The 23680-nt window shown below is 42.8% G+C and carries 22 protein-coding genes; 1 reads left to right on the plus strand and 21 read right to left on the minus strand.

Annotated elements, in window-relative coordinates:
* Positions 1 to 34: 34 nt before the first annotated feature.
* From rpmC to rpoB, 17 genes are all read right to left on the minus strand, one after another.
* Complete coding sequence (rpmC, locus tag NXG62_RS07845; RefSeq protein ID WP_091650709.1) at positions 35 to 235, minus strand: 50S ribosomal protein L29; 201 nt, start codon at positions 233 to 235, stop codon at positions 35 to 37.
* On the minus strand, positions 225 to 662 hold the full coding sequence (rplP, locus tag NXG62_RS07850) for a 50S ribosomal protein L16 (protein ID WP_427111898.1): 438 nt from the start codon (positions 660 to 662) through the stop codon (positions 225 to 227). Before rplP ends, rpmC begins: the two co-directional genes overlap by 11 nt.
* The gene (gene rpsC, locus NXG62_RS07855) at positions 662 to 1333 is read right to left on the minus strand and encodes a 30S ribosomal protein S3 (RefSeq protein ID WP_091650716.1); all 672 of its coding nucleotides are present in this window, start codon (positions 1331 to 1333) and stop codon (positions 662 to 664) included. The genes rplP and rpsC overlap by 1 nt, the downstream gene beginning before the upstream one ends.
* Positions 1334 to 1346: 13 nt before the next feature.
* Positions 1347 to 1682, minus strand: coding sequence for a 50S ribosomal protein L22 (gene rplV / locus NXG62_RS07860; protein WP_322351644.1), 336 nt, complete (start codon positions 1680 to 1682; stop codon positions 1347 to 1349).
* 18 nt (positions 1683 to 1700) lie between these two features.
* Complete coding sequence (rpsS, locus tag NXG62_RS07865; protein WP_427111899.1) at positions 1701 to 1982, minus strand: 30S ribosomal protein S19; 282 nt, start codon at positions 1980 to 1982, stop codon at positions 1701 to 1703.
* Between the two features lie 24 nt (positions 1983 to 2006).
* Entirely contained in the window at positions 2007 to 2834 is an 828-nt protein-coding gene (gene rplB / locus NXG62_RS07870) for a 50S ribosomal protein L2 (RefSeq protein WP_427111900.1), read from the minus strand.
* Positions 2835 to 2865: 31 nt separating this feature from the next.
* Complete coding sequence (gene rplW, locus NXG62_RS07875) at positions 2866 to 3150, minus strand: 50S ribosomal protein L23 (RefSeq protein WP_091650728.1); 285 nt, start codon at positions 3148 to 3150, stop codon at positions 2866 to 2868.
* The gene (rplD, locus tag NXG62_RS07880) at positions 3150 to 3773 is read right to left on the minus strand and encodes a 50S ribosomal protein L4 (protein WP_427111901.1); all 624 of its coding nucleotides are present in this window, start codon (positions 3771 to 3773) and stop codon (positions 3150 to 3152) included. The genes rplW and rplD overlap by 1 nt, the downstream gene beginning before the upstream one ends.
* A gap of 32 nt (positions 3774 to 3805) precedes the next feature.
* Positions 3806 to 4444: a 50S ribosomal protein L3 gene (gene rplC / locus NXG62_RS07885; RefSeq protein WP_091650734.1), complete on the minus strand. Its 639-nt coding sequence runs from the start codon at positions 4442 to 4444 to the stop codon at positions 3806 to 3808.
* Positions 4445 to 4458: 14 nt separating this feature from the next.
* Positions 4459 to 4770 carry a 30S ribosomal protein S10 gene (rpsJ, locus tag NXG62_RS07890; RefSeq protein ID WP_048515385.1) on the minus strand — a complete coding sequence of 104 codons (312 nt, stop codon included), beginning with the start codon at positions 4768 to 4770 and terminating at the stop codon, positions 4459 to 4461.
* Positions 4771 to 5203: 433 nt separating this feature from the next.
* Positions 5204 to 6394 carry an elongation factor Tu gene (gene tuf, locus NXG62_RS07895; protein ID WP_427111902.1) on the minus strand — a complete coding sequence of 397 codons (1191 nt, stop codon included), beginning with the start codon at positions 6392 to 6394 and terminating at the stop codon, positions 5204 to 5206.
* 35 nt (positions 6395 to 6429) lie between these two features.
* Complete coding sequence (gene fusA, locus NXG62_RS07900; protein ID WP_427111903.1) at positions 6430 to 8502, minus strand: elongation factor G; 2073 nt, start codon at positions 8500 to 8502, stop codon at positions 6430 to 6432.
* Positions 8503 to 8535: 33 nt separating this feature from the next.
* Positions 8536 to 9006 carry a 30S ribosomal protein S7 gene (rpsG, locus tag NXG62_RS07905; protein WP_091651391.1) on the minus strand — a complete coding sequence of 157 codons (471 nt, stop codon included), beginning with the start codon at positions 9004 to 9006 and terminating at the stop codon, positions 8536 to 8538.
* 56 nt (positions 9007 to 9062) lie between these two features.
* Positions 9063 to 9437 (minus strand): 30S ribosomal protein S12, encoded by a 375-nt coding sequence (gene rpsL, locus NXG62_RS07910; RefSeq protein WP_091651393.1) that lies wholly within the window; start codon positions 9435 to 9437, stop codon positions 9063 to 9065.
* A 78-nt stretch (positions 9438 to 9515) separates the two neighbouring features.
* Complete coding sequence (locus tag NXG62_RS07915; protein ID WP_427111904.1) at positions 9516 to 9761, minus strand: ribosomal L7Ae/L30e/S12e/Gadd45 family protein; 246 nt, start codon at positions 9759 to 9761, stop codon at positions 9516 to 9518.
* A 223-nt stretch (positions 9762 to 9984) separates the two neighbouring features.
* A complete protein-coding gene (gene rpoC / locus NXG62_RS07920) occupies positions 9985 to 14235 on the minus strand; it encodes a DNA-directed RNA polymerase subunit beta' (RefSeq protein ID WP_427111905.1) in 4251 nt (1416 codons plus the stop codon).
* Positions 14236 to 14265: 30 nt separating this feature from the next.
* Positions 14266 to 17961 carry a DNA-directed RNA polymerase subunit beta gene (gene rpoB / locus NXG62_RS07925; RefSeq protein WP_427111906.1) on the minus strand — a complete coding sequence of 1232 codons (3696 nt, stop codon included), beginning with the start codon at positions 17959 to 17961 and terminating at the stop codon, positions 14266 to 14268.
* A 340-nt stretch (positions 17962 to 18301) separates the two neighbouring features.
* Between rpoB and NXG62_RS07930 the strand changes: the two genes are divergently transcribed.
* On the plus strand, positions 18302 to 19237 hold the full coding sequence (locus NXG62_RS07930; RefSeq protein WP_427089594.1) for a DDE-type integrase/transposase/recombinase: 936 nt from the start codon (positions 18302 to 18304) through the stop codon (positions 19235 to 19237).
* 48 nt (positions 19238 to 19285) lie between these two features.
* On the opposite strand, the gene NXG62_RS07935 is transcribed toward NXG62_RS07930, so the two are convergent.
* The 4 genes from NXG62_RS07935 to NXG62_RS07950 form a co-directional block, all read right to left on the minus strand.
* Entirely contained in the window at positions 19286 to 20380 is a 1095-nt protein-coding gene (locus NXG62_RS07935) for a dipeptide epimerase (RefSeq protein WP_427111907.1), read from the minus strand.
* Between the two features lie 13 nt (positions 20381 to 20393).
* Complete coding sequence (gene tyrS, locus NXG62_RS07940; RefSeq protein WP_427111908.1) at positions 20394 to 21656, minus strand: tyrosine--tRNA ligase; 1263 nt, start codon at positions 21654 to 21656, stop codon at positions 20394 to 20396.
* 138 nt (positions 21657 to 21794) lie between these two features.
* Complete coding sequence (locus NXG62_RS07945) at positions 21795 to 23108, minus strand: serine hydrolase domain-containing protein (RefSeq protein WP_427111909.1); 1314 nt, start codon at positions 23106 to 23108, stop codon at positions 21795 to 21797.
* Positions 23105 to 23680, minus strand: a complete 576-nt coding sequence (locus NXG62_RS07950; RefSeq protein ID WP_427111910.1) for a GDSL-type esterase/lipase family protein — start codon at positions 23678 to 23680, stop codon at positions 23105 to 23107. Before NXG62_RS07950 ends, NXG62_RS07945 begins: the two co-directional genes overlap by 4 nt.

Raw genomic sequence — 23680 nt, forward strand, 5'->3', positions numbered from 1 at the left:
TGACCTCCTTTTAGATTTCCAATTATATAAAATACTACGCTTGCGCTTTTAGTTCTGCTTCACGCTGTACCGTTTTAATGCGAGCAATAGTTGTCTTAACTTCACGGATGCGCATTGGATTTTCTAATTGGCCGGTCGCATGTTGGAAACGGAGGTTAAACAATTCTTCTTTAAGGCTAACCACCTTTTCGTCCATTTCGGCAGCACTCAGAGCACGGATTTCTTTAACCTTCATTTGTGTCACCACCTAATTCCTGACCTTTTTTAACGAATTTAGTTCTAATCGGTAATTTATGACCGGCAAGACGCATAGCTTCGCGAGCAATTTCTTCCGTTACACCATTCATTTCGAACAGAACACGACCCGGTTTAACTACAGCTACCCAGTATTCTGGTGCGCCTTTACCTTTACCCATACGAGTTTCAGCCGGTTTTTTCGTGATTGGTTTATCCGGGAAAATCTTGATCCAAACTTTACCACCACGTTTGATATAACGAGTCATTGCAATACGGGAAGCTTCAATCTGACGGTTAGTAATCCAGGACGGTTCCAAAGCAATCAGACCGTATTCGCCATGTGCAACGGTATTACCGCGCATAGCCTTACCTTTCATACGTCCACGAAACTGCTTCCGATGTTTAACACGTTTTGGAATCAACATCAGGCTTCACTCCCTTCATGCTTTTTCTGCGGAGCTTTTTTAGCTTCCGGCAAGATTTCACCTTTGTAGATCCAGCATTTTACACCAATGCAACCATAGGTTGTATGGGCTTCGGCCAAACCGTAATCAATATCGGCACGAATTGTATGCAGAGGGATAGAGCCATCACGGACGCTTTCACGGCGAGCAATTTCAGCACCGCCCAGACGACCGGAACACATAATCTTAACACCCTTGGCTCCCATACGCATACTGCGAGTAACAGACTGCTTCATAGCACGTCGGAAGCCAATACGGCGTTCCAACTGGCTGGCAACATTTTCAGCTACAAGAGTAGCATCCAACTCAGCCTGCTTGATTTCAGCAATATTTACATCAACTGTTTTATCCGTAAAGGCCTTTAATGCCTTCTTGATATCTTCGATGCCAGCACCACCGCGACCAATGACCATACCTGGTTTTGCAGTGTGGATAATCAATTTTATTCTTTTTGCAGAACGTTCAATTTCTATACGAGAAATTCCTGCAATGTACAGCTGTTTCTTTAAGAATTCACGGATTTTAACGTCTTCGTTCAAAAGTGTTGCATAATCTTTTTCAGCATACCATTTGGCATCCCAAGGTTTTACAACACCAACACGTAATCCATGGGGATTAACTTTTTGACCCACTACGTTTCCCTCCTTATGCTCTTTCTTTTACTACAACAGTCACATGACTGGCATGCTTCAAAATCTTAAAGGCCTGTCCACGGCTGCGAGGATGAACTCTTTTCATCGTGGAATCCTGATCAACAAAGATTTCAGAAACATATAAACTATCAACATTCATATCATAATTGTGTTCCGCATTCGCCACAGCAGAGTGTAATACCTTTTCTACTACGCGGGAACCAACTTTCGGTGTGAATTTTAAAATTTTGAAAGCTTCACCGACGTTTTTGCCCCGAATTAAATCAACAACAATCCGGATCTTACGGGGAGCTATGCGGATGTGTTTAGCAATTGCTTTTGCTTCCATCGTTCGTTACCTCCCTTATTATTGCGCACCCGTAACTTTTTCGGCTTTAGAATGGCCTTTAAAAGTACGTGTAGGAGCAAATTCGCCTAATTTATGACCAACCATGTCTTCTGTAACATATACAGGAACATGTTTCCGGCCGTCGTGAACCGCAATGGTATGACCTACAAAGCTAGGCAGAATAGTAGATGCACGAGACCAGGTTTTAACAACTTTTTTTTCATTGGCTTCATTCATAGCATCAATCTTCTTAAGAAGATGATCTGCTACATATGGACCTTTTTTTATGGATCTGGACACTTATTTATCTCCTTTCCGGACCTATTATTTACGTCTCTTCACGATAAATTTACTGGAAGCTTTCTTAGAATCACGCGTTTTAACACCATATGCAGGTTTACCCCAAGGAGTAACCGGGCGTTTACGGCCGACAGGAGACTTACCTTCACCACCGCCATGCGGATGGTCACACGGATTCATAACAACACCGCGGTTGCCGGGACGAATGCCTTTCCAGCGAGAACGACCGGCTTTGCCGATTGTTTGGTTTTCATAATCAGTATTGCTGACAATACCAATGGTTGCACGGCAATTTACATGAACTTGGCGCAATTCACCAGAAGGCATGCGCAAAAGAGCATAATTTCCTTCTTTGGCGATAAGCTGTGCAGAAGTACCTGCAGAGCGTACAAACTGAGCACCTTTGCCAATTTTCAGTTCCACGTTGTGTACCTGAGTACCAAGAGGAATTTTACTCAACGGCAATGCATTACCGATTTTAATATCCGAATCAGGACCGCTGACAACTACATCGCCAACTTTTAGTCCGTTCGGAGCAAGAATATATTTTTTTTCTCCATCTGCATAAAACAGAAGTGCAATATTTGCTGAACGATTTGGATCATATTCAATCGTAGCTACTTTTGCCGGAATGTTGTCTTTAATGCGTTTGAAATCAATCAAACGATACCGGCGTTTATGTCCACCGCCCTGATGACGTACTGTCATCTTACCGGTGTTATTACGACCGCCTTTGTTGGTCAACGGAGCCAGCAAAGATTTTTCCGGCTTGTTCGTCGTAACTTCTTCGAAAGTCGAAACAGTCATAAAACGACGGCTAGCGGAATACGGTTTAAATGATTTAATGGCCATTTTGGTGCCTCCTCCTTTAATTCTCTATACCTTAAGCGCCTTCAAAGAATTCGATGGATTCGCCTTCCTTGAGCGTTACGATGGCTTTTTTATAATCCGGGCGTTTGCCTTCATATTTACCCATGCGTTTCATTTTTCCCATCGTACGCAGCGTGGAAACGCTTTTGACTTTAACGCCAAAAACCTTTTCAACAGCCTTGCGGATTTCAATCTTATTGGCATGGAGCGGTACCTTAAATGTATATTTGCCATCAGACATCATCATTGTCGTTTTTTCGGTGATGACCGGTTTTAACAAAATATCATGCATATCCATTATGCGAGCACCTCCTCAATCTTAGCTACAGCGCTCTTTGTTACAAACAGCTTGGTGTAGTGGAGCAAATCAAAAATATTCATACCTTCAGCAGAAACGGACTTTACCCCTTTAATGTTGCGTGTGCAACGTGTCATAATATCATCACCATCAGTAATGAACAATACTTTTTCATCAGCAAATTTGAAATTATTAACAATATTAACAATTTCTTTAGTCTTTGCTGCTTCAAGTTTTAATTCATTAAGAACGAATAATTCACCCGTATTGACTTTATCGCTTAATGCAGATTTTACTGCAAGGCGTCTAGCTTTGCGGGGCATCTTCTGTGCATAATCACGAGGATGGGGACCGAAAACCGTACCGCCACCAACCCACAATGGGCTGCGAATACTACCACAACGGGCCCGGCCGGTTCCTTTTTGTTTCCAAGGCTTTCTACCGCCGCCGTGAACCAGACCTCTGGTCTTTGTAGAATGTGTACCTAATCGTTCATTAGCCAACTGACGCAAAACAGCTTGTCGCATAACAGCTTCATTTACGTCAACGCCAAAAACGCTATCGTTTAATTCCATTGCACCGGTTTGTACACCGGTTATATCATATGTGCTTACTTTTGGCATTATTAATTATCCTCCTTCCTGTTAGACAAATATTAGAGCGGTTTTACCGTTTCACGAATCATGATCAGGCTACCCTTTGCACCAGGAATACCGCCTTTGATCAATAGCAGGTTCTTATCCATATCGACCTTTACGACAGAGAGATGAAGAACAGTTGCTTGATTTCCACCCATTTGTCCAGGAAGTTTCTTACCTTTAAGGACTCTACCGCAACCGCCACTAGACATAGCGCCGAGGGAACCAGGTTCACGATGAGATTTGGAACCGTGAGCCATAGGTCCGCGGTGAAAACCGTGCCGTTTGATAGTACCAGCAAACCCTTTGCCTTTGCTGGTGCCAATTACGTCGACGATATCGCCGCTTGCGAAAATATCAGCTGCCAGAGTTTGGCCTACTGTATATTCCGGTGTTTCCGTCAAACGTACTTCACGCAAATATTTGACAGGAGCAACTCCCGCCTTATCAAACTGCCCTTTGACCGGTTTGGTCAAATGTTTTTCTTTTACTTCGCCGTAGCCCAACTGAATGGAGTTATATCCGTCCGTATCAACGGTCTTTACACGAACAACAACATTCGGGGAAGCTTCGACTACCGTTACTGGAACAACTGCGCCTTCTTCTGTAAAGATTTGCGTCATTCCCAACTTCTTACCCAAAATAGCTTTAGACATAATCGCACCTCCTCCTATAATTTGATTTCGATGTCTACGCCGGCTGGAAGATCCAATCTCATCAACGCATCAACTGTTTTACTGGATGCTTCCAGTATATCAATCAATCGTTTGTGCGTACGCAATTCGAATTGTTCACGAGAATCCTTGTTCACATGAGGTGAACGGAGAATCGTGAAAATGTTTTTTTCCGTCGGCAGCGGAATAGGGCCAGATACCATTGCACCTGTCCGTTTCGCCGTATCGACGATCTTCGCCGCGCTCTGATCTAAAGTTTTATGATCATAAGCCTTAAGGCGAATCCTGATTCGTTCCTGTTTTGCCATTACTTAATTCCTCCTAACGTCCATTTCTTTGAACAGACTGCTCCATAGAAGTTTCCCCGCTCATGCGAGCAACATCCTATATCATAGTTTATATCGTGCAGATAAAAATAGACACAGTTATCCCTCTCTGTCACGTACCTTAATAGTTTACTACAAATGTTCTCATTAAGCAAGGTCAATTTTATGTTTTATCTCATTTTATCTGTATGCTGTATATTATATATTTTATTTTTAAAATACTAGTTTGTATAAAGTATTGCTCATTTTATATTTACTACAATATCCATAAAATAAAAATTTCGTAGTAATGCAAGATTGCATAAAAATATTTTATATGTTTGGATAATAGTACCGCTGTACATTGTAAATCGATATCAAAAAACCAGCCGTGATTACGACTGGTTTTTTGCAGTTCTGCCGTTACAGCAGCTGCTTATTTATCTTCAATTTCAGATACAACACCGGCGCCCACTGTACGGCCGCCTTCACGAATAGCAAAACGCAGACCCGGTTCAATCGCAATCGGTGTGATCAATTGTACATCCATCTTGACATTATCGCCAGGCATGCACATTTCTGTCCCTTCCGGCAGTTCGATAACGCCGGTTACGTCCGTTGTGCGGAAGTAGAACTGTGGACGATACCCGTTGAAAAACGGGGTATGCCGGCCGCCTTCTTCCTTCGTCAGTACATATACTTGCGCCTTAAAGGTCGTATGGGGATGGATCGATCCCGGTTTCGCCAATACCTGTCCCCGTTCGACTTCCTTCCGATCAACCCCGCGAAGCAGTGCTCCAATGTTATCCCCGGCTTCTGCCACGTCCAACAATTTCCGGAACATTTCTACCCCGGTGACTACCGTGCTCTTCGCTTCCTTTGCCATCCCTACGATTTCTACCGTGTCTCCCACTTTTACCGTTCCGCGTTCTACACGGCCGGTCGCTACCGTACCGCGACCAGTAATGGTAAATACATCTTCGATCGGCATCAGGAACGGTTTGTCGGTCGGCCGGTCCGGTGTCGGAATGTATTCGTCTACGGCATCCATCAGCTTCAAAATGCTGGCTTCTGCTTCCGGATCCCCTTCCAAAGCTTTCAACGCGGATCCCACGATAATAGGAATTTCATCTCCGGGGAAATCATAACTGGAAAGAAGTTCGCGGACTTCCATTTCTACTAGTTCAATCAATTCCGGATCATCTACCTGATCGGCTTTGTTCAAATATACAACCATTGCCGGCACGCCTACCTGGCGGGCTAACAGGATATGTTCACGCGTCTGCGGCATCGGGCCGTCTGCGGCGCTTACTACCAATATAGCTCCATCCATCTGTGCGGCGCCTGTGATCATGTTCTTTACATAATCAGCATGCCCCGGGCAATCAACATGTGCATAATGACGTTTATCTGTTTCATATTCTACGTGTGCTGTATTGATCGTAATACCGCGTTCACGTTCTTCTGGTGCTTTATCAATGTCAGCATACGCTTCAAACTTGGCATAGCCCTTTTTCGACAATACTTTGGTAATAGCTGCTGTCAATGTCGTTTTGCCATGGTCTACGTGTCCGATCGTCCCTATATTGACATGCGGTTTGGTTCTTTCGTATTTTTCTTTAGCCATTTTACATTTCCTCCAACGCCAAAAATAATGATATATTAACCTTTAGCACTGATAACTTTTTCTGCTACGTTTTTCGGTACTTCTTCGTAGTGGTCGAAAGTCATCGAATAGTTACCGCGGCCTTGCGTTTTAGAACGCAAATCCGTTGCATAACCAAACATTTCTGCCAACGGAACGAATGCATTGATATGTTGTGCACCACTGCGTGCTTCCATACCTTCCACCCGTCCACGGCGAGAGTTCAAATCACCGATTACATCACCCATGTAGTCTTCGGGAACAACAACTTCAACCTTAACATATGGTTCCAAAAGAACAGGATTTGCTTTTCTGGCGCCCTCTTTAAACCCTATGGAACCTGCAATCTTAAATGCCATTTCCGAAGAGTCAACATCATGATACGAGCCATCATATACAATGACTTTAATGTCAACCATTGGGAATCCAGCAAGAACACCTGTTTCCATAGCTTCTTTAACACCAGATTCAACAGGTCCGATATATTCCTTAGGAATCGCACCGCCAACAATTTTATTTTCAAATTCAAAACCAGCACCCGGTTCTTGCGGAACTAATTCCAACCAACAATCACCATACTGGCCGCGACCGCCGGACTGACGAACAAAACGCCCTTCCTGCTTAACCGTCTTGCGAATTGTTTCACGATACGCAACCTGAGGTTTGCCTACATTGCAGTCTACTTTAAATTCACGCGACATACGGTCAACGATAATATCCAAATGAAGTTCACCCATACCGGAAATGATAGTTTGTCCGGTTTCCGCATCTGTCTTAACACGAAAAGTCGGATCTTCTTCTGCCAAACGAGACAACGCAACGCCCATTTTTTCCTGATCAGCCTTTGTCTTTGGTTCAACAGCAACAGAAATAACCGGTTCTGGAAATTCCATTTTTTCAAGAATGATGGGGTGTTTTTCATCACAAAGTGTATCCCCTGTCGTGGTGTCTTTCAAGCCTACGGCAGCTCCAATATCTCCGCTATAAGCCATATCCACTTCTTCACGATGATTAGCATGCATACGAAGAATACGACCAATACGTTCTTTTTTGCCCTTGGTAGAATTATATACATAAGAGCCAGCTGCCATAGTACCGGAATACACCCGGAAGAAAGCAAGCTTACCTACAAAAGGATCGGCCATAATCTTGAAAGCGAGAGCAGAGAAAGGTTCACTGTCATCAGATTCACGGTGATCTTCTTCACCTGTATCAGGATTTGTTCCTTTAATAGCTGGAATATCAAGCGGTGACGGCATGTAGTCAACAATAGCATCAAGCAGCATTTGTACACCCTTGTTTTTATACGCAGAACCGCAAAGTACGGGGAACATTTTATTTGTTACAACGGATTTGCGGATAGCACCTTTGATTTCATCAACGGTAAGTTCTTCGCCTTCCAAATATTTCATCATTAATTCATCATCTGTTTCTGCAACAGCTTCAATCATAACTTGATGATATTTTTCGGCTTCTTCTTTCATATCATCCGGAATTTCCACAATTTCGATATCTTTGCCGAGATCATCACCATACACTTCTGCCTGCATAGTAATCAAATCAATAATACCTTTGAATTCCGTTTCAGCCCCTATAGGAAGCTGAATAGCAACAGCGTTAGCCTGCAACCGATCCTTCATCATTTCAATACAGTTCAGAAAATCTGCACCTGTTGTATCCATCTTATTAATGAAGGCAATACGGGGAACCTGATAATGTTCAGCCTGACGCCATACAGTTTCAGACTGCGGTTCTACACCGCCTTTTGCAGAGAAAACCGCAACCGAGCCATCAAGTACGCGCAGAGACCGTTCAACTTCTACAGTGAAGTCAACGTGCCCAGGGGTATCAATGATATTAATACGATATCCTTTCCAATGTGCCGTCGTCGCAGCAGACGTGATAGTAATACCACGTTCCTGTTCCTGGGCCATCCAGTCCATGGTAGCAGCGCCATCATGGACTTCACCGATTTTATGAACTCGACCGGTATAAAAAAGGATACGTTCGGTTGTCGTGGTTTTACCGGCATCTATGTGAGCCATAATGCCGATGTTTCTCGTTTTTTCCAAGGAAAATTCTCTTGCCACGATTTCTTCCACTCCTCAAATTTTAATATCTTCTTACCAGCGATAATGTGCGAAAGCCTTATTAGCTTCTGCCATCTTATGCGTATCTTCCTTTTTCTTAATAGCCGCACCCGTATTATTAAATGCATCCATTAATTCGGCAGCAAGTTTTTCCTTCATTGTACGTTCACCACGTTTACGGGCATATCCAACAGTCCAACGGATGCCCAAGGACAACCGGCGGTCAGCACGTACTTCAACAGGTACTTGATAATTGGCACCGCCAACGCGGCGAGCACGAACTTCCAATACAGGCATAACATTGTTCAATGCCTGTTCAAATACTTCTAAAGGATCTTTATTTGTCTTGGAACGGATAATATCAAAAGCATCATAAACAATCGTTTCTGCAACGCCTTTTTTCCCGTCCAGCATTACTTTATTAATGAAGCGCGTAACCAATTTGGAATGGTACACCGGATCCGGAAGTACATCACGCTTCGGCACTGGGCCTTTTCTTGGCATGTCTAATTCCTCCTTATATATGTAGGTTATCAATTACTTATTTGTTCTTACAGCGATTATTTTTTAGGCTTCTTAGCACCGTATTTAGAACGAGCCTGCTGACGATCTTGCACGCCAGCTGTATCCAATGCGCCGCGAACGATATGATAACGTACACCAGGAAGGTCTTTTACACGACCACCTCTGATTAATACAACACTATGTTCCTGCAAATTGTGGCCAATGCCAGGGATATACGCAGTTACTTCGATAGAATTGGTCAAACGGACACGAGCGACTTTACGCAAAGCAGAGTTAGGTTTTTTCGGTGTAGCGGTATACACACGAGTACAAACACCGCGCTTTTGCGGGCAGTTTTTCAAAGCCGGGGCTGTGGATTTGTGTTCCGAAGCTTGACGTCCTTTACGAACCAATTGGCTGATTGTTGGCATATGGGCACCTCCTCTCCAAACAATTAGATTTATAATGAATCATCAAAAGGCATTACCTATAAGATGAGACTACCAAAATTATTTCAACAAGCCAACAGCCGCTGCTTTGACTTTGATGCGGCATGCCACACCCAGGTCAGCCATGCTGTACGACTTATCTACGGGAATACCCGATTCTGAAGCAAATACCTCCAGCGGGGTAGTAACTTGTTCATCACTATCATTGGCGATAAACAGTTTCGTTATTTCGTCTCGTTTCATTGCTTTTAAGGTTTGCTTTGCACCTACTGTCTTGCGCAAACCTGCTAATACATCCAAGCTCACGGAAACTCTCTCCTAACATACTAATCATATACTAAATAAGACACAGATATGGTACTGTGACACTTAGTTATTTTATCATCACCCTATTTGTATGTCAATGTATTTTTCTGAAAAACTGCGTAAACAATACATTTTTTATTACACTATTCCGGGTGTTTCTTTTCATGCAGTATCCCCCTTGAAAGATTGTCTTTTTTATTCTTTCAAGGGGGATGTTTTCAATTTATTCAGATAGTCCCGTGTTGGATTCACCAAAAGTTTTTGGATCTAAAGGTTCTCCGCTTTCATCTTCATATGCTACAGCAGGAATCGTCTTAAGTACTTTAACCTTACGATATCGGCTCATTCCAGTACCTGCCGGAATCAACTTACCTATAATAACGTTTTCTTTTAATCCTAGCAGTGGATCTATTTTTCCTTTTATCGCCGCATCTGTAAGAACACGGGTCGTTTCTTGGAAAGAGGCTGCTGACAAAAATGAATCCGTAGCAAGTGCCGCTTTCGTAATACCTAAAAGTATATTTTTCCCGGAAGCCACATTGCCGCCTACCGCCTGAATACGATGATTCGAATCTTCAAATACATTTACGTCTACGTAATCTCCCGGGAGCAAGCCTGTATCACCAGGATTTTCCAACTTGATTTTACGAAGCATTTGGCGTACGATAACTTCGATATGTTTATCATTAATTTCAACACCTTGGGACTTATACACCTTTTGAACTTCATAAACAAGATACCGCTGTGTTGCTTCAACTCCAAGAATATGAAGAATGTCGTGGGGATTAATAGATCCCGCGGTAATACGGCTTCCCTTTTCAATGACATCTCCTTCATGCACAACAATATGCGCTCCATATGGAACAACGTATGATCGTTCCTCACCGTCTTCGGCTAAAACCCGCACGGTATGGATATCATGATGATCTTCTTTTTCCGTAATTTCAACTTTACCGGTAATTTCCGTTACAATAGCATTCCCCTTAGGTTTACGTGCTTCAAATAATTCTTCAACACGCGGCAGACCTTGTGTAATATCACCGGCCGATGCAACGCCGCCAGTATGGAATGTACGCATTGTCAACTGTGTGCCCGGTTCCCCGATAGACTGTGCAGCTATAATACCCACCGATTCTCCGACATTGACTTTACCGCCTGTACCTAAATCACGACCATAGCACTTTGCACATACACCGTATCGGGAACGGCAGGTAAGAACAGAGCGGATACGGACTATTTTATAATATTTTACAACTTCATCTGCTTTATCCTCTGTAATTTCCTGATTGAGAGGAACAATAACTTCACCCGTATCGGAATTAACCAATTCTTGTGCGGCTGTACGACCAACAATACGATCCTTTAATGATTCAATCACGCCATTACCTTCAACAATGGCGCCGACTTCAATTCCTCTAATATCATTATTGCGGACTTTTACTTCCTTTACATCACTGGCCAGAATTTTATCAATAGCATCTTCGGTCAGCGGTGTACCAGCTGGGCAAATTTCAAAACCATTCGCTTCTACTACAGCATCTTCAATCGTTTTGCCAAGCATATTGTCAATCATAGCCTGACGTAGTGCTTCCCGAATTTTTTCTTCCGGTTCGCCCAAAAATACGCTTTCAATAACATTAGTATGGTTCAAGTCATCATTAATGTCCATTTGGCTGCCACGCAATGACAACCGCGGGATATTATGTTCAACTATAATGTCCATATCATCAGTTGTCAGCAAATGTTCTTCAGGAAAAAGAACTTTTTCCGTTGCCGGATCTAACACGGGATGAACCAAGACACGTCCAATAAGCTTATCTTTCAACAGTGCTACGGCCGCTTTACAGGAACCGGCTAAACGAGCCCGTTCACGTACAAGATCAATCCCAAACACATCACAATCATCTTCACGAACAATAACATCCTGAGATACGTCGACAAGACGACGGGTCAAATACCCTGAGTCAGCCGTACGCAAAGCTGTATCTGCCAACCCTTTACGAGCCCCATGACTGGATGTAAAATAGTCCAACACAGATAAGCCTTCTCGGAAATTAGCCTTAATCGGCAAATCGATGATACGTCCAGAAGGATCCGCCATCAATCCACGCATACCCGCAACCTGACGAATCTGCTGCTTATTACCACGAGCGCCAGAATCTGCCATCATAAAAATGGAATTAAAAGGGTCCATATTATCCATCATAGCGTCCGTTACATCGTCTGTGGCTTTTTCCCATAAGGAAATTGTTTTACGATATCGTTCATCTTCAGTAATCAAACCGCGTTGAAACATCTTAGTAACATTAATAACTTGTTCTTCCGTGGCATCAAGAATCCCTTTCTTTTCACTTGGTACTTGAATATCGGAAATAGCAATGGACATTCCTGCCTGACGAGCATAATGATACCCCAAAGACTTAATGCGGTCCAATAATGCTGCTGTCTTAGTATTTCCCACCAAATGGAAACAAGCATCAACAAGCTTTCCAATTTGCTTTTTGTTCATCAAAACGCCAAGGCATTCAACATCAACATATGTTTTATCCTTTTTGAAAGCTGCTGCTGCTTCCTTATCTACCTTGTGGGAAGGCAGCGGCCGTATCGTAAGAAGATCTACTCCAAAACGTTCTTTCAGTGCAGTAAATCCATAATCGAGAATACGGCCTTCTTTATCTTGAATCTTTATCAAATGCATTGGATCAATCAAGCCGTTGGTATAAGCAAATATCGCATCCTGGGGATCGGTAAATACCATAATTTTATCCGTATGATACATCCGTAATTCTTCGTACAAAGCTTGATTATATAACAACTTTCCAGCTGTTGTTTCAATCAATCCCCGTCCGGGAATACGGACTTTAATCAACGCCTCTATGTCAAGAACATGCGCATCATAAGCCAGCATAACCTCATCATAGTTGGAAAAAATCTTCCCTTCTCCGTTAGCCCCTGGCTTAACCAATGTCAAATAATATGCACCAAGAACCATATCTTGGGTTGGTACAGCAACAGGCTTTCCATCTTTCGGCGCCAAAATATTATGTGCGGAAAGCATAAGTGTACGAGCTTCAGATTGTGCTTCTACAGATAAAGGCAAATGACAGGCCATCTGGTCTCCATCAAAATCGGCATTATAAGCTGTACAAACCAGAGGATGCAGTTTAATCGCCCGGCCTTCCCAAAGAATCGGTTCAAAAGCTTGAATACCCAAACGATGTAACGTAGGTGCGCGATTCAATAAGACAGGATGTTCTTTGATAACATCTTCTAAAACGTCCCACACTTCATTGCTTACACGTTCTACTTTCTTTTTTGCATTTTTTATATTAGTAGCAATGCCTTTTTCAACAAGTTTCTTCATGACAAAGGGCTTGAACAATTCCAAAGCCATTTCCTTTGGCAACCCACACTGATGCATTTTCAATTCCGGGCCGACAACGATAACGGAACGACCGGAGTAATCAACACGCTTACCGAGCAAGTTCTGACGAAAACGACCTTGTTTCCCCTTAAGCATATCGGAAAGAGATTTCAAAGGACGATTGCCAGGACCTGTAACAGGACGTCCCCGGCGGCCATTATCAATCAAGGAATCAACAGCTTCCTGCAACATACGTTTTTCATTGCGGACGATGATATCCGGCGCTCCCAGTTCAAGCAATCGGCTCAAACGGTTATTACGATTAATGACCCGGCGATACAAATCATTCAAATCAGAGGTTGCAAAACGACCGCCATCAAGCTGTACCATAGGACGAAGTTCCGGTGGAATAACCGGTACGACATCCATAATCATCCATTCTGGTTTATTACCGGAATGACGGAATGCTTCCACCACTTCTAAACGGCGGATAGCCCGTACGCGGCGCTGCCCGGAAGAATCCTTCAATTCGGCACGCAATTCGCTGTCCAGCTTATTCAGATCCAATTCTTGCAGTAACTCTTTAACCGCTTCAGCACCCATGCCAACACGGAATTTTTCACCATACATATCTAAATACTGACGATATTCTGTTTCCGTCAAAAGTTGTTTTTTTATAAGAGGTGTATCTCCTGGATCCAAAACAACATATGATGCAAAATATAAAACCTTTTCCAGTGAACGCGGAGAAATATCCAAAATCAATCCCATCCGGCTGGGAATGCCTTTAAAATACCAAATATGAGAAACAGGTGTAGCCAACTGAATATGGCCCATGCGTTCCCGACGAACTTTAGCCCGCGTGACTTCTACACCACAGCGATCACAAACAACGCCCTTATAACGAATACGTTTATATTTGCCGCAATGACATTCCCAGTCCTTCGTAGGTCCAAAAATACGTTCACAGAACAACCCGTCACGTTCCGGTTTCAATGTACGGTAATTGATTGTTTCCGGTTTTTTAACTTCTCCATGAGACCATTCAAGGATTTTTTCCGGCGAGGCCAACCCTATTCGCATAGAATCAAATTCATTCACATCTAGCACAAATACCGCTCCCTTCTATTCATGTACTGATTATTCATCACTATCATCTGTATCATCGGTATTTGTATATCCACCCAACTCACCGATCACATCATCTTCGCCACCGTTGTTTACATAATCATCCGGCACGGTATTTTTTTCAATCATAGGTGTTTCATCATCTACTGCGGTTTCGCCTTCCATAACTTGGCGAATTTCATCCGTTTGATCCTGTTCCGTTTCCACTTCATCTTCATCATCCAGTTCACGAACCACAACTTCTTCGCCATCTTCATTCAAAATCTGGACGTCAAGACCAATCGCCTGCAACTCCTTGAGCAATACCTTAAAGGATTCCGGAACACCCGGTTCTGGAATGTTTTCGCCTTTAACGATTTTTTCGTAAGCCTTAACACGGCCAACGACATCATCTGACTTAACCGTAAGCATTTCCTGCAATGTATACGCAGCACCATATGCTTCCAAAGCCCAAACTTCCATTTCCCCGAAACGCTGACCGCCAAACTGTGCCTTGCCACCCAAAGGCTGTTGTGTAACCAAGGAGTACGGTCCAGTAGAACGTGCATGGATTTTATCATCAACCAAATGATGCAGCTTCAGCATATATACATATCCCACCGTGACCCGACGATCCATGGGTTCTCCTGTTCGTCCGTCATAGAGAACCGTTTTACCGTCTTCCGGCAGTCCTGTCATTTTTAATGCTTCAAAAACATCTTCTGCATGTGCACCGTCAAATACAGGTGTTGCAATATGAATACCGGCATCATCAGGCTTCGGCATGCCATAGGAATCCACATCATACCCAGCTTCACGCAATTTACCTTCCAGTGTCGAATCCATACCTTTTATTTGCAAGCCCATTTCATGCATAGCCCAACCCAAGTGAGTTTCTAAAATCTGCCCGATATTCATACGCGAAGGAACACCCAGCGGATTAAGAACAATTTGTACCGGCGTACCATCCGGCAGGAACGGCATGTCCTCCTGACGCATTACACGAGAAACAACCCCCTTGTTACCATGACGGCCAGACATTTTATCGCCCTCATGAATTTTACGTTTTTGAGCAATATATACACGTACTAAGCGATTTACGCCTGGTGGGAGTTCATCATTATTTTCCCGAGAAAATACACGTACATCAACAATTTTCCCCGATTCTCCATGAGGTACACGCAGTGATGTATCACGAACTTCCCGTTCTTTATCGCCAAAAATAGCACGCAACAGTCGTTCTTCCGGGGTGAGTTCAGTTTCACCCTTCGGCGTAACTTTGCCAACCAAAACATCGCCTGGATATACATCAGCACCAATCATAATAATGCCATTTTCATCCAAATTTTTTGTGCTGTCTTCACTGACATTCGGAATCTCACGAGTTATTTCTTCAGAGCCCAATTTCGTATCACGGGCATCACATTCATATTCTTCAATATGAATGGAGGTATATAAATCTTTCTTCGGCAAATCTTCACTAAGAAGTACCGCATCTTCGTAATTGTACCCTTCCCACGGCATATATGCAACAAGAATATTATAGCCGAGAGCCAGTTCACCACCGTCTGTAGCCATACCATCAGCCAGTACTTGCCCTTCTATTACTTTTTCACCTTTATAAACCAGTGGCCGCTGGTTTATGCAAGTACTTTGGTTAGAACGCATAAATTTAATCAAACGATACGAATCTTCTGAGCCAGCTGCCGTTGTAACAACTATTTCATCACCGGTTACACGGCTGACAATGCCGGCATGTTTTGCTAAAATGCAGACACCCGAGTCACATGCGGCCTTATATTCCATTCCTGTACCGACGAGGGGTGCCTGTGTACGGAGCAGCGGTACTGCCTGCCGCTGCATGTTTGCCCCCATAAGGGCACGATTCGCATCATCATTTTCCAAAAATGGGATCATAGACGTCCCAACAGAAACAACTTCTTTTGGTGAAACATCCATAAAATCAACACGGTTGCGCTGAAACTCACGAGTATCTTCACCATGGCGGCAGGCAACTCGTTCATTTACAAAATGACCGTCTTCCGATAACGGTTCATTTGCCTGTGCAATAATATACTGTTCTTCTTCATCCGCAGTAATATAATGTACATCGTTAGTAACGATATGTGTTTCCTTATCTACCCGGCGATATGGGGCTTCAATAAAGCCAAACTCATTGACTTTACCAAAGCAGGCCAATGAAGAAATCAATCCAATATTCGGTCCTTCCGGCGTTTCCACTGGACACATGCGTCCATAATGAGAATGATGCACATCTCGAACCTCAAAACCAGCTCGTTCGCGGGACAAACCACCAGGCCCCAATGCACTAAGACGACGTTTGTGTGTTAATTCAGCCAACGGATTCGTTTGATCCATAAACTGCGATAACTGGCTGGAACCAAAAAACTCCTTAATAGAGGCTACAACAGGACGAATATTAATCAAAGCCTGTGGCGTAATAGCTTCCATATCTTGAATCGTCATACGTTCCTTGACAACGCGTTCCATTCGTGTCAGACCAATGCGGAACTGGTTCTGAAGCAATTCGCCTACACAACGCAGACGGCGGTTACCTAAATGGTCAATATCATCAACATTACCAAACCCATCCATAAGGTTGAGCAGATAATCAATATTAGCAATGATATCTTCTCTTGTAATCGTCCGGTGTTCATAGGGAAGATTACTATTATTGCAAATCATCTTATATGCAGAACCGTCTTGTTTTTCAACAAATAGTTCGACCAGACCTTCTCCGCTGAATACGCCGCTGTCTTCAATTCTCTTGATTTCAGCAGACCCGATTTCCGTATGCGCATCAATAATAACTTCACCCGTTTCAGCGTTAACGATAGGTTCATGTAAAACTTGTCCAAATAATCGGCGCTGCCATCCTAATTTTTTCCCAGCTTTATATCGGCCGACACGAGCCATATCATACCGTCGGGGATCAAAAAACAACCCTTCAAAAAGGTTACGTGCGCTTTCCACTGTCGGCGGTTCACCCGGTCGAAGTTTTTTATAAATCTCTACCAGTGCTTCATCCTGTGATTCTGTCGTATCTTTTTCAAATGTATTCTGCAATCGTTTGTCATCATAGAACAAATCCAAAATATCAGCATTGGAAGACCACCCCAATGCACGAATCAAAACAGTGGCAGGAATTTTACGATTGCGGTCAATACGCGCATAAACAATATTATTGGCATCTGTTTCCAATTCAATCCAGGCTCCGCGGTTAGGAATAACTGTTGAATTATACAAACGAATACCCATTGGGTCAATTTCACGGCCATAATATACACCGGGAGAACGTACGAGCTGACTAACAATAACACGTTCCGCCCCATTAATAATGAATGTACCTGTATCCGTAATCAGCGGGAAATCCCCCATAAACACTTCCTGATCTTTGATTTCACCTGTTTCATGGTTTACCAAACGAATCTGGACGCGAAGCGGAGCGGCATACGTCGTATCCCGTTCTTTACATTCACGAATATCATACTTGGGTTCACCCAATTTGAAATCTTCAAAGGATAAAGACAGATTTCCCGAGGCATCTTCGATCGGCGAAATATCTTTAAATATGTCCTTTAATCCTTTTTCCAGAAACCATTCATAGGATTTAATCTGTAAATCCAATAAATGCGGCATCTTCAAGACTTCGTTGATCTTTGCATATGTGTATCGAGTCCTTTTCCCTACTTGTACAGGTTTGAACATGCTTTTACTTCACCCCTTATAAAAAATGAAAGCTATTACTGGAAGGCAAAAAAGCAGTCCCATTAGGCGACAAAAAAGCAAGGCTCAACCTACTCACCGAACCTTGCTTAACTTTTTTGTTTAACGGAAGCTGCTCCTCCATGTATTTATATAATCATTAGCATTTGCAATTAGTTATTATAGCATACATTTTTTTTAAAGTCAACAAATATTTTTTATTAAAACAAAAGCGGTTTGTAGGTTTACCATAGATATGTTACAAAAACAGAAAAGAGAGAGCACCATTTTGTGTTATGCTTAAGTTGTCTATACCAAACCACAACAGAAAGGGTGCTCTCTCATGAACAGCATAACACAAGATGTAAAGTATCGTCTATCTATTCTTTCTTACGCCAGAAAATATGGTGTGACTATTGCTGCTATAAAATATCGTACGAATCGCCAGTTTATCTATCGCTTGCAATGGCGCTATGATGGGACCCCGGCATCGTTACAGCCCCGATCCAGACGCCCTCACCATCATCCCAATCAGCACACGTCTCAAGAGATAACGTTTATTCAGAATATGCGACGACGAAATCCGCATGCCGGGCTGGTCGTGTTTTGGATCAAGCTAAGAAAACGGGGATATACACGATCCATCACGGGCCTATATCGCTGTTTAAAGCGTATCGGACTCACACGGGAATCCGTACCGAACCCAAAGTACATCCCCAAGCCCTATCAACAAGCACTGTTCCCTGGAGAAAAAGTGCAGGTAGATGTCAAAGTAGTTCCTTCTGCTTGCATCGTGGGGCAGGCACATGCGCTGGGTGAAAGAATGTACCAATACACGGCTATCGATGAATGTACGCGCGTTCGGTATTTGGAAGCATTCCAAGAACAGAGCACCTATTCTTCCACGATATTTCTCCAACACTTGGTACGAAGATTCTCGTTTCCCATTTGTAAAATCCAAACCGACAATGGCTTTGAATTCACCAACCGATTTGGTCGAAGTAAGACAGCGGAACTCACGCTGTTTGAACGACAATTGGCAGCCTATCACATTATCCATCAAAAAATACGGCCGTATACGCCGCGGCATAACGGAAAGGTAGAGCGCTCTCATCGAAAAGACAACGAGTACTTCTATGCGGAGCATCGTTTTTATTCTTTTGCAGATTTCAAAAAACAGTTAGCAGTACGTAGTAGAGAATACAATAATTTTCCTATGCGTCCTCTGGCTTGGAAATCTCCTAACGAAGTCCTTCGTTCTTTTCTTGCTACTGTGTAACATATGTTTGACAAACCTACATATTTTTTATTAAAACAAAAGCGGTTGTCATTTTTCAAGCCAGCATACTCCTTCAACTCCCGTAATACCTAATCCTGAGGCTTCCGGCAATATAAGTTCGCTATGATTGTAAGAAACGCCGCCTCGGACCGGATCGGCTGCCAATAAATCTGCCGCATCCAAATCTGCCAATTGCATGCAGCGTTTGCCCGCCATTAACGAAGCCGCGGCCGTAATACCTACCTTACTCTCTAACATACATCCAGCCATGCAGGCCACACCCGCAGCCTTCGCCATAGCGGCCATATCCAGAGCATTGTGAAGCCCTCCTGCTTTCATTAATTTGATATTGATCATATCACAAGCCCGCATAGCCAATAGCCGCCATGTATCCTGTACTGTATATGCCGCTTCATCCGCCATAATATTTGTCACAACATGATCTGTGACAAACTTCAAGCCATCAAAATCATCAGCCCGGACTGGTTGTTCCACCAATTCAATACCCATTCCGTCATATTCCCATTCGCGTATAATCCGAACTGCCTCCTTTGGCTTCCACGCTTGATTAGCATCAAGACGCAGAGTAATATTCGGACCCACTGCTTCTCGCACTGCTTGAACCCGTTTTTTATCAAGCAAAATATCTTCGCCTACTTTAATCTTCAATGCGGTATATCCGCGATGTACTGCTTGTATAGCATCCTGCGCCATTTCTTCCGGTTTATTCAAGCTAATTGTCAAATCTGAAGTTAATGATGCGGTCCTGCCCCCGAATAGTCGGTATAAAGGGATTCCGTATTGTTTGCCAAATAAGTCATATACAGCTATATCCACAGCCGCTTTCGCCGAAGTGTTTCCCTGCATCGAAGTATCCAAAATATGCCAAATATCCTCCAGATCATCTATATCGCGACCAATAAGTGCAGGTGTCAACACATCATATATAGCACCCACCACTGATCCGTGCCCATCTCCCGTAATTTTATATGTCGGCGGCGCATTACCGAATCCGCTTTCACCGCTATCCGCAAGAATTTGCACAATGATATCTTCAGCGGCCTCCACCCGGCGCAACGCAGTAATAAATGGTTTTTTCAGCGGAATATGCACCATGCCTATCCGGATTTCTTTAATTTTCATACTGCCGCCCCAATCAATTCGTGTGCTGTACTCGAGCCAAAGTATATTTCTTCTTACCTTTACGCACAATAACAAAACGTCCGTTGGAATTCTTATGAGGCGTTACCACTTCATCAAGAGATGTTACTTTAATACCATTTATAGTAACTGCCCCATTCGTAATATCTTCACGAGCTTGCCGCTTAGAAGTATAAATGGTTGAATCAATCAGCCAGTTAACTACATTTTTTTCTTCCGGACCGACCATTACTGTCGGCATTTTTCCAAAAGCCTGTTCCAGTTCATGTTCCGTAAGATCAGCTATACTGCCTTGATACAATGCCATCGTGATATTTTGTGCTTCTCGCAGTGCTTCTTTGCCATGAACAAATGTAGTTACTTCTTCAGCCAAACGGCGCTGGGCAATCCTTTTTTCAGGTTCTGTATGGACAGTCCGTTCTAAATCATTAATTTCTTCTTGACTCAAAAAAGTGAAATATTTTAAGTATTTAATAACGTCGGCATCATCCTGATTCAGCCAAAATTGATAAAATTCAAAAGGTGAGGTCTTTTCCGGATCAAGCCAAATTGCCCCTCCCGCAGTTTTACCAAACTTCGTTCCGTCCGATTTCAGCATGAGAGGTATTGTCAAACAATAAGCTTGTGCTTCGGATCCATGTATTTTTCGGATCATGTCAATACCGGCTGTAATATTTCCCCACTGATCTGCTCCCCCGATCTGAAGCTGTATGTCATTATGTGCAAAAAGATGCTCAAAATCAATAGATTGCAGAATCTGATATGTAAATTCCGTAAAAGAAATCCCTGCGTCCAAACGGCTTGCTACTACTTCCTTAGCCAACATGACATTGACACTAAAAAGTTTGCCATAATCACGCAAAAAACCAAGTAAATCCAATCGGGACAACCAATCATAGTTATTAACAATCGTGATATTGGAATCTTCACCAAAAAGATGAATAAATTGTGCTTTTAATTTATCAGCATTAGCATGGATGGTTTCAATCGTTTGTAACTGTCGTTCTGTTTTACGTCCGCTGGGATCTCCGATGACGCCGGTACCGCCGCCAATGACGATGTAAGGATGGTGCCCTGCCAATTGAAACCGTTTCAACATCATAAAAGGAATTAAGTGGCCAATGTGCATACTATCTCCTGTAGGATCCACCCCACAATACAAAGAAATACTTTTTTCCTCCGTCAACTTTCTTAATCCTTCTTCATCACTGACTTGGTTTACCGCTCCACGCCAAGTTAATTCATCAATAATATTCATAATCTCGGATTCTCCCCTTTTCATAACAGATATACATAATTGACTTCATTATATAAAATGCCTTGTTCCGCGTCAAATAGAATACATAAAATAAATAATAACAAAGTATTTTTTCCGCATATTATCAAAAAAATGTATTTAAAAAGCCTTTTGTATAATTGCCGTCATCATTCGTTCTTCCCATCGATAATTTCCGCTGTATATTCCTCTTGCCCGCATATCCTCCTCCGCAATAGCTTCGCCATTCATAATATACAAAAAGCCATTTCCTGTCCCCGGAAATATCATAATCGCAGATAAAAGGCCATATGCCTCCCCTGTATGTCCTACCAAATCAATGCACCTATCTGAAACGGGACGCGATGTGCCGTCACTTAGCATACGGTACACACCCAATCCATAAGTTTCCAATGTTCCTCCACAAGTATCGCCATTAGGACACTGCCGGTCATAGTACCATTGACAGCTGAACATTTCCTTCAACACTGCTTCTGTCACAATCTGTTTCCCTTGATATACACCGTTATGCAAATACATATCCAATAAATTTGTCAATTCCTGCGCTGAAATACGCAGCCCGCCCTGCGGTGAAAATATAGTTCCGTTTGTTCCCGGCACATACCCAGCTACATTGTAAAAATCATCATTTTGCCGTTGATCCGGATTGCATATACGCACGATGTGTCGCGGCTGAACAATCCCTCTATAATCATCAATTTGAGGATACCACGGACCATTCTCATCCCATCTGCCCGCTTTTTGTTTTTGATATACAGTTCCCAGTCTCTTCATATCTTCCGTATCAAAATCACTAATATTGTAACTACCGGAAATATTCAATTCTTTTAAAATATGTGTGCGTTGATACATATCAAAACGTACTCCTGTAACTACCTCGATAATAGTCCCTAAAAGGCCATAATTAAGATTACAGTAATGAAAATACGTTCCGGGCCCACCGATAGCAGAAAAGTGTTCTCCTCCGCGATAATATAATCCTTCTGGCATAAAAAGCTCAATAATATCTTCGTCTGGAGAAATAGCATATATGCTTCCATCACATAAAGATGAAATATGTGATAAAAGCATGCGAATCGTAATCGGTTGTTCCGGATATCGGGGATGCCGCAGAGTAAAACCAAGATACTTGCATATGTCCTCCTCCAAAGAAAGTTTTCCTGCTTCTGCCAATTGTAATATCGTCAAGGCCGTAAATTGTTTGGAAACAGAAGCCACACGAAAACGTGAATCTTTCGTAACCGGCAAATCAAATTGCGGCTGTACGCCGTTAATGTACCGCCGCCCTAAAAATTTTTCATATACTTGCTCTCCATTTTTATAAATAACGACAGCTAATCCGGGAACACCTAAACCCGTGTCGCCGATAAGTGATTCCAAGTCCCGATCCAGCCCACGTATTTGTTTCCTTGTCAATATTTTTCTTTCATTCATTTGTCCATATCCTTTAAAATATTCCATGCCGTTTGTGCCAAAATCTTATATCCGGCTATATTCGGGTGAATTCCGTCCACATATACTTGCATATCTTTCTCATCTGCGGTCTGCAAAGCTTCATAAAAATCAACATAAGGAATATCTTCTCTTTCACTCTTGGTAATAATCCACTGCCGGTACATAGCCAATATTTCATTGTGCCGTTTTACATCATCAACCTTCTGCCAACCAAAAAGACTGCTTTCTATTTTGGTGAGCGGAGGAATCCCCAAAACGGTCTCCACGTAGGCCATCCGGGCACCCATAATCATTGCTAAAAGATTTTCTTCGGTCTCACGAAGCGCAACATCTAATAAAACATCATTAGAGCCGCCCATAATAAAAATCAAATCCGGCATCATTACTATATTCCGAGAAAAACGCCGCCGCATTTCTGCAGTTGTTTCACCACAGATACCCTTATTAATAATATGCCAGCCAGACCATTTCCGCAACAGGGAAATCCATGCATAATGAGACGGGACACCATATCCATAAGTAAGGCTATCTCCCACACATACCACTCTCAT

Source organism: Megasphaera sueciensis, from assembly GCF_050219315.1.
In the GTDB taxonomy this organism is placed as follows: Bacteria; Bacillota; Negativicutes; order Veillonellales; family Megasphaeraceae; genus Megasphaera_A; species Megasphaera_A sueciensis.